This is a genomic window from Lactococcus sp. EKM203L, assembly GCF_011800585.1.
GTDB lineage: Bacteria > Bacillota > Bacilli > Lactobacillales > Streptococcaceae > Lactococcus > Lactococcus lactis.
Genome location: NZ_JAALEQ010000006.1, coordinates 133,416 through 139,731, shown reverse-complemented (window position 1 = coordinate 139,731; position 6,316 = coordinate 133,416). Strand labels below are relative to the sequence as shown.

At 36.0% G+C, this 6,316-nt stretch carries 6 protein-coding genes; 4 read left to right on the top strand and 2 right to left on the bottom strand.

The window, feature by feature from the left end:
* Positions 1–178: 178 nt before the first annotated feature.
* Positions 179–649, bottom strand: coding sequence for an Rrf2 family transcriptional regulator (locus HFD15_RS10685; RefSeq protein WP_058208345.1), 471 nt, complete (start codon positions 647–649; stop codon positions 179–181).
* Positions 650–821: 172 nt separating this feature from the next.
* Between HFD15_RS10685 and gap the strand changes: the two genes are divergently transcribed.
* Positions 822–1,835, top strand: a complete 1,014-nt coding sequence (gap, locus tag HFD15_RS10680; RefSeq protein WP_003130818.1) for a type I glyceraldehyde-3-phosphate dehydrogenase — start codon at positions 822–824, stop codon at positions 1,833–1,835.
* Positions 1,836–1,977: 142 nt separating this feature from the next.
* On the opposite strand, the gene def is transcribed toward gap, so the two are convergent.
* Complete coding sequence (gene def, locus HFD15_RS10675; protein WP_003130816.1) at positions 1,978–2,613, bottom strand: peptide deformylase; 636 nt, start codon at positions 2,611–2,613, stop codon at positions 1,978–1,980.
* Positions 2,614–2,760: 147 nt separating this feature from the next.
* Between def and HFD15_RS10670 the strand changes: the two genes are divergently transcribed.
* From HFD15_RS10670 to HFD15_RS10660, 3 genes are all read left to right on the top strand, one after another.
* Positions 2,761–3,222, top strand: coding sequence for an RNA pyrophosphohydrolase (locus HFD15_RS10670; protein WP_308858979.1), 462 nt, complete (start codon positions 2,761–2,763; stop codon positions 3,220–3,222).
* Positions 3,223–3,232: 10 nt separating this feature from the next.
* The gene (uvrB, locus tag HFD15_RS10665; protein WP_023189444.1) at positions 3,233–5,311 is read left to right on the top strand and encodes an excinuclease ABC subunit UvrB; all 2,079 of its coding nucleotides are present in this window, start codon (positions 3,233–3,235) and stop codon (positions 5,309–5,311) included.
* 195 nt (positions 5,312–5,506) lie between these two features.
* Entirely contained in the window at positions 5,507–6,316 is an 810-nt protein-coding gene (locus tag HFD15_RS10660) for an ABC transporter substrate-binding protein (protein ID WP_010905441.1), read from the top strand.

Below are 6,316 nucleotides of genomic sequence, written 5' to 3'. Positions count from 1 at the left end.
CTACAACTTCAATGCTCTCCGTAGTCGCATTGAACTGACATGAATCTTGTCAGCAATTTTTTTATCCCCAACTTCAATGCTCCCCTTGGTCGCATTGAACTGACGTGAATCTCGTCAGTAATTTTTCTATTTGTAACTTCATTGTTCGTAATGAATTGCAGCTCTGTCAGTAAATTCTTTAATCCATTTCTTCAATCCACTCATCAAGATAACCAAGATTATAATTATATTGAGTTTCGTCAGCAACTTGGGCTAGTGAAACATTTGATAGTGTTCTGACAAGTGTATTTTCAATTTCATCAAGAGCGCTTGTAATGGCACAACGCTTTGCTTTGCCAGACTCTGAACCAATAAAATTTTGCAAAAGACCTTGACTTTGAAAAATTCGACCCCGTCCTTCGATGGCCAAAAAGACATCGTAAAAACTAATATCATGAAGGTCTTTATTGAGTGAAAAACCGCCATTTTTTCCTGGAGTAGAGCGTAAAAGTCCCTCATCAACTAAAGATTTAATAATTTTTTTGAGATATGAAGGCGAAACTTTGAGACGATTGGCAAGTGCAATTGATGACATGGTCCGATTTTCAGGAAGTCGTGCCAAAATAAGTAATACATAAACAGATTGTTCCCAACCAGATGATAATTTCATGATGAAGCTCCTTAAACATTTTAAATTAAAAAAGATTGACACTAGGGTAAAAAAGTAGTATCATTTATATTAGAGATAAGAGATATCCCTAATAGCTATAATTATTTATTTCTATTATAGCAAAAAAAGAGAAGAATCTCATCATCTAAATAAAAAAACGGAGGACTACATCATGGTAGTTAAAGTTGGTATTAACGGTTTTGGTCGTATTGGACGTTTGGCATTACGTCGAATTCAAGAAGTCGAAGGAGTTGAAGTTGCGCATATCAACGATTTGACAGACCCAGCAATGCTTGCACATTTGCTAAAATATGATACAACTCAAGGTCGTTTTAAAGGGACTGTTGAAGTCAAAGAAGATGGTTTTGATGTCAACGGAAAATTTGTGAAAGTTACGGCTGAACGTAATCCGGAAGACATTCAATGGGCTGATTCTGGTGTTGAAATTGTGCTTGAAGCCACAGGTTTCTTTGCGACTAAAGAAAAAGCTGAAAAACATTTGCATCCTGGTGGAGCTAAGAAAGTTTTGATTACGGCACCTGGTGGAAATGATGTTAAAACTGTTGTCTTCAATACAAACCACACAATTCTTGACGGAACTGAAACAGTTATTTCTGCCGGTTCTTGTACTACAAATAGTTTAGCACCAATGGCCGATGCCTTAAATAAAAACTTTGGTGTTAAAGGTGGAACAATGACTACTGTTCACTCTTATACTGGTGACCAAATGACCCTTGATGGTCCGCATCGTGGCGGAGACTTCCGTCGTGCGCGTGCTGCTGCCGAAAACATTGTTCCAGCATCAAGTGGAGCGGCTAAAGCAATTGGTCTTGTTTTGCCTGAACTTTCTGGTTTGATGAAAGGTCATGCTCAACGTGTTTCAACTCCAACAGGCTCAATTACCGAACTTGTTACTGTACTTGAAAAACACGTTACAGTTGACGAAATCAATGAAGCAATGAAAGCTGCCGCTGATGAAAGCTTTGGCTATAACGTTGATGAAATTGTTTCATCTGATATTATCGGTATGGCTTACGGTTCACTTTTTGATGCTACATTAACTGAAGTGACTGACCTAAAAGACGGTGGACAATTAGTTAAAACAGCTGCTTGGTATGATAATGAAATGAGTTTCACTGCTCAATTGATTCGTACTCTTGAATATTTTGCAAAAATTGCTAAATAATAATTTACCTTTATCATTTTCTAAAAACTTGTCAGTAACTTTTACTGACAAGAATTAAAAAGTAGAAAATGAAATAAAAAATTACTGACGGAAATTCTGTCAGTAATTTTTCTATTCATAAATTCATCAGTAAATTTGGTGATTATTTAACAATAATCATACCGTCTTTAATTTCCCAAGGGTCATTCATATTGATGTGGTCATAGAACATAACACCATTAGTGTGATCAATCTCATGTTGAACACAAATTGCTGGGAAATCTTTTAAGCGAATTTTTTTCTTTTCGCCTTCCTTGTTGTAGTATTCCACAGTTACACGAGCATGGCGAACGACGTAACCTGGAACTTCACGGTCAACAGAAAGACAACCTTCGCCACCTTCAACAGCCGCATCTTGAACAGAGTGACTAACCACTTTTGCATTATACATGATTTCGCGCATTTTGTAAGCTTCTTTAGGTGGAATTTCATTTCCATCTTCATCAACTTCAGGTTCATTTGGAATCAAAACGGCGATGACTTTTTTGAGCAAGCCAAGTTGGTTTGCTGCAAGTCCAACTCCACCACGGAGTCCCATTTTTTCAGCCATGACAGGATCTTGAGAATTATGTAAGAATTGCAACATTTTTTCTCCTAAGATAATGTCTTCATCTGACAATGGCAAGGTTACATCATTTGCCACTTCACGTAAAGTTGGATAACCTTCACGAATAATATCGTCCATGCTAATCATGTGACTTGCTTTGATTAAATTTGCTTGAATTTCATCACGATTCATTATTAATAAAACTTCCTTATCTTTTTTTGAATATAGATTAATTATAGCATATTTTTAGCGATGAAAATGGTAAAATTGTATTAGAAGATTAATAATAAGACAAATTTTACATCTATAGAATTCAGTAAACCTAATACTAAAAAGAGGATAAAAATGAAAGAATACAGACAAAATGTTGCAGCCATTATTCTCAATAAAGAAAACAAAATTTGGCTAGGTAAACGAGCAGACGGGATGAGCTGGGGCTTCCCACAAGGTGGAATTGAAGCTGGTGAAAAACCAGAGACAGCCATTATTCGAGAACTCTCAGAAGAAATTGGCACAAAAGATTTTGAAATCATTGGACAATATCCAGGAACTTTAAAATATGATTTTCCTAAAGAGATGAAATTTCCAACTTGGACTTATGCTGGCCAAGAACAACATTATTTTCTTGTCCGATTGCATGAAGAAGCAAAAATTAATCTTGAAAGCCATCCTGAAGAAATTGAATTTTCAACTTATCAATTTTTAGGACTTTCTGAAATTCGTAAAATGGATTTTGGCTTTAAAAATGATGTTTATCATCAAGCATTAGATTATTTTTCAAAGATAATAGAAAAGAATTAAAGGAAAAAGAATGGCTATAGAAAGAATAACAGATAATAAATTTGAACTTGTTTCAAAATATGAGCCAGCCGGTGACCAAGGTGAGGCGATTGCTGAGTTAGTAGATAATATTGAGAATGGGGAAAAAGCTCAAATTTTACGTGGAGCAACAGGAACAGGGAAAACTTACACCATGAGTCAAGTGATTGCACGGACAGGTAAACCTACTCTTGTTATGGCTCATAATAAAACACTGGCTGGTCAATTATACAGTGAATTTAAAGAGTTTTTTCCAAATAATGCAGTCGAGTATTTCGTATCCTACTATGATTATTATCAACCCGAAGCCTATGTTCCAAGTTCTGACACCTATATTGAAAAAGACAGTTCGGTCAATGATGAAATTGATAAATTGCGTCATAGTGCGACCTCAAGCTTATTGGAACGTAATGATGTGATTGTTGTGGCCTCAGTTTCTTGTATTTATGGTTTGGGTTCACCCAAAGAGTATCAAGATTCGGTGGTTTCATTGCGCCCAGGTCAAGAAATTTCTCGTGACCAACTTTTAAATGATTTGGTAGGAATTCAATTTGAGCGAAATGATATTGACTTTCAACGGGGCTGTTTCCGAGTTCGTGGGGATGTTGTAGAAGTTTTTCCAGCCTCTCGTGATGAACATGCCTTTCGTGTTGAATTTTTCGGTGATGAAATTGACCGTATCCGTGAAATTGAAGTTTTGACCGGACAAGTTTTAGGTGAAGTAGACCATTTGGCAATTTTTCCAGCGACACATTTCATGACAAATGATGACCGTATGGAAGAATCAATTGCCAAGATAGAAGCAGAATTAGAAGAACAACTAAAAGTTTTCCGCTCAGAAGGAAAACTTCTTGAGGCTCAACGTTTAGAACAAAGAACCAACTACGATATCGAAATGCTCCGTGAAATGGGTTATTGTAATGGTGTTGAAAACTATTCACGTCATATGGATGGGCGCGAGGAAGGCGAACCTCCGTATACTTTGCTTGATTTCTTTCCTGATGATTTCATGATTATGATTGATGAATCACACATGACAATGGGGCAAGTAAAAGGAATGTATAACGGTGACAGAGCCCGTAAAGAAATGCTTTGTAATTATGGATTCCGCCTGCCTTCAGCCCTCGATAACCGTCCTTTAAAAAGAGAAGAATTTGAAAGTCATGTGCATCAAATTGTTTATGTTTCAGCAACCCCTGGGGATTATGAGATGGAGCAGACCGATACCATTGTTGAACAAATTATTCGTCCAACAGGTCTATTAGATCCTGTCGTAGAAGTTCGACCAATGATGGGACAAATCGATGATTTAGTTGGTGAAATTCATAAACGAGCTGAGAAAAACGAACGAGTATTCGTCACGACTTTGACTAAAAAGATGTCAGAAGATTTAACTGCCTATTTCAAGGAAATGGGGATAAAAGTTAAATATATGCACTCGGATATCAAAACATTAGAACGAACCGAAATTATTCGGGATTTGCGTTTAGGAGTCTTTGATGTTCTGGTGGGAATAAATCTGCTTCGCGAAGGGATAGATGTGCCAGAAGTTTCTTTAGTCGCGATTTTGGATGCTGATAAAGAAGGATTTTTACGTAATGAGCGTGGCTTGATTCAGACCATTGGTCGTGCAGCACGTAATAGTGAAGGCCATGTTATTCTTTATTCTGATATGGCTAAAGCCCTTGATGAAAATGATCCTGCGGATAAAGAAATCTTAGATAGTGGTTATTATACAGAATACGAGGGTCAAAAGTATAAAATAACGCGTTCAATGAAACATGCGATGGATGAAACAGCCCGTCGGCGTGAAATTCAAATGGCTTATAATGAAGAACATGGAATCACACCTCAAACGATCAAAAAAGAAATTCGTGATTTGATTGCCATTACTAAGAAAACTGATTCTGGTGAGATTGAAGAAGTTGATGCAAGTGCGATGACTAAGAAAGAACGTAAAGCATTAGTCAAAAAACTTGAAAAAGAAATGCAACAAGCGGCTAGCGCCCTCGACTTTGAAGGAGCTGCTCAGTTACGTGATATGGTATTAGAATTACGTGCAATGGATTGATTAATAATTAATAAAAATTCACTCATTGAGTGAATTTTTATTTTGAATCAAGTATAAAAGTACAGTTTTTATCTAAAAATCTTTGTTTATTAAATAATTATAATATAAATATGCAAAAATTCTTGACAAAATAATTTTAAAATGTATAATTATACTTATTCTATTTATAAAAGAGGTTTAAGGATGAACAAGAAGATGAAAAAATTAGCATTGGGAATGGTCGGTTTGGCCGCAGTAGCAACATTAGCAGCTTGTGGAAATGGAAAATCGGCTACTAATCAAGTGGATAAAGTAAAAAAAGCTGGCGTATTGAAAGTTGCTTTATCTCCAGATTATCCACCCTTTGAATTCCAAATTATTAAAGATGGTAAGAATACAGTCGTGGGTTCTGATGTTGATTTGGCCAATGCTATTGGTAAAAAACTAGGGGTTAAAGTGAAAATTGAAAGCATGGACTTTAACAATGTTTTAGCTAGTTTAAATACAGGAAAAGCAGATATTGCGATTTCGGGCATTTCAAAAGAACCTAGTCGTGAAAAATCTGTCAATTTCTCAGATGTATATTATACAGCAAGTAATTATTTAGTTGTAAAAAAATCTGATTTAAGTAAATATCGTTCAGTAGATGATTTCAAAGGTAAAAAAGTAGCGGCACAAAAAGGGTCAACTCAAGAAGGAATTGTAACCAGTCAATTCAAAGGAGCAACAGAGATTGCCTTGCCACAAATTGGCGATGAAATCAATGAAGTCAAAGGAGGACAAGTACAAGGAGCCGTGATTGAAAACCTTATTGCTAAGAGTTATGTCGCAGCTAATTCAGATTTAGCGATTGCTAATGTGGATGTAAAAACGCCAAAAGATAGTTATGGTTCAGCGGTTGCACTTCCTAAAGGTTCAGATGAATTAACAAAGGTTGTCAATTCTGTCATTAAAGAAGAATTGAAGAACGGACAAATTAATAAAGATATTCAAAAGAACTACACGCTTTCTGAAAATAATAAATAG

What these genes read in the sequence shown, in the direction of transcription:
- HFD15_RS10685 (WP_058208345.1), bottom strand. Translation starts at nt 649, where the DNA reads ATGAAATTATCATCTGGTTGGGAACAATCTGTTTATGTATTACTTATT.
- gap (WP_003130818.1), top strand. Translation starts at nt 822, where the DNA reads ATGGTAGTTAAAGTTGGTATTAACGGTTTTGGTCGTATTGGACGTTTG.
- def (WP_003130816.1), bottom strand. Translation starts at nt 2,613, where the DNA reads ATGAATCGTGATGAAATTCAAGCAAATTTAATCAAAGCAAGTCACATG.
- uvrB (WP_023189444.1), top strand. Translation starts at nt 3,233, where the DNA reads ATGGCTATAGAAAGAATAACAGATAATAAATTTGAACTTGTTTCAAAA.
- HFD15_RS10660 (WP_010905441.1), top strand. Translation starts at nt 5,507, where the DNA reads ATGAAAAAATTAGCATTGGGAATGGTCGGTTTGGCCGCAGTAGCAACA.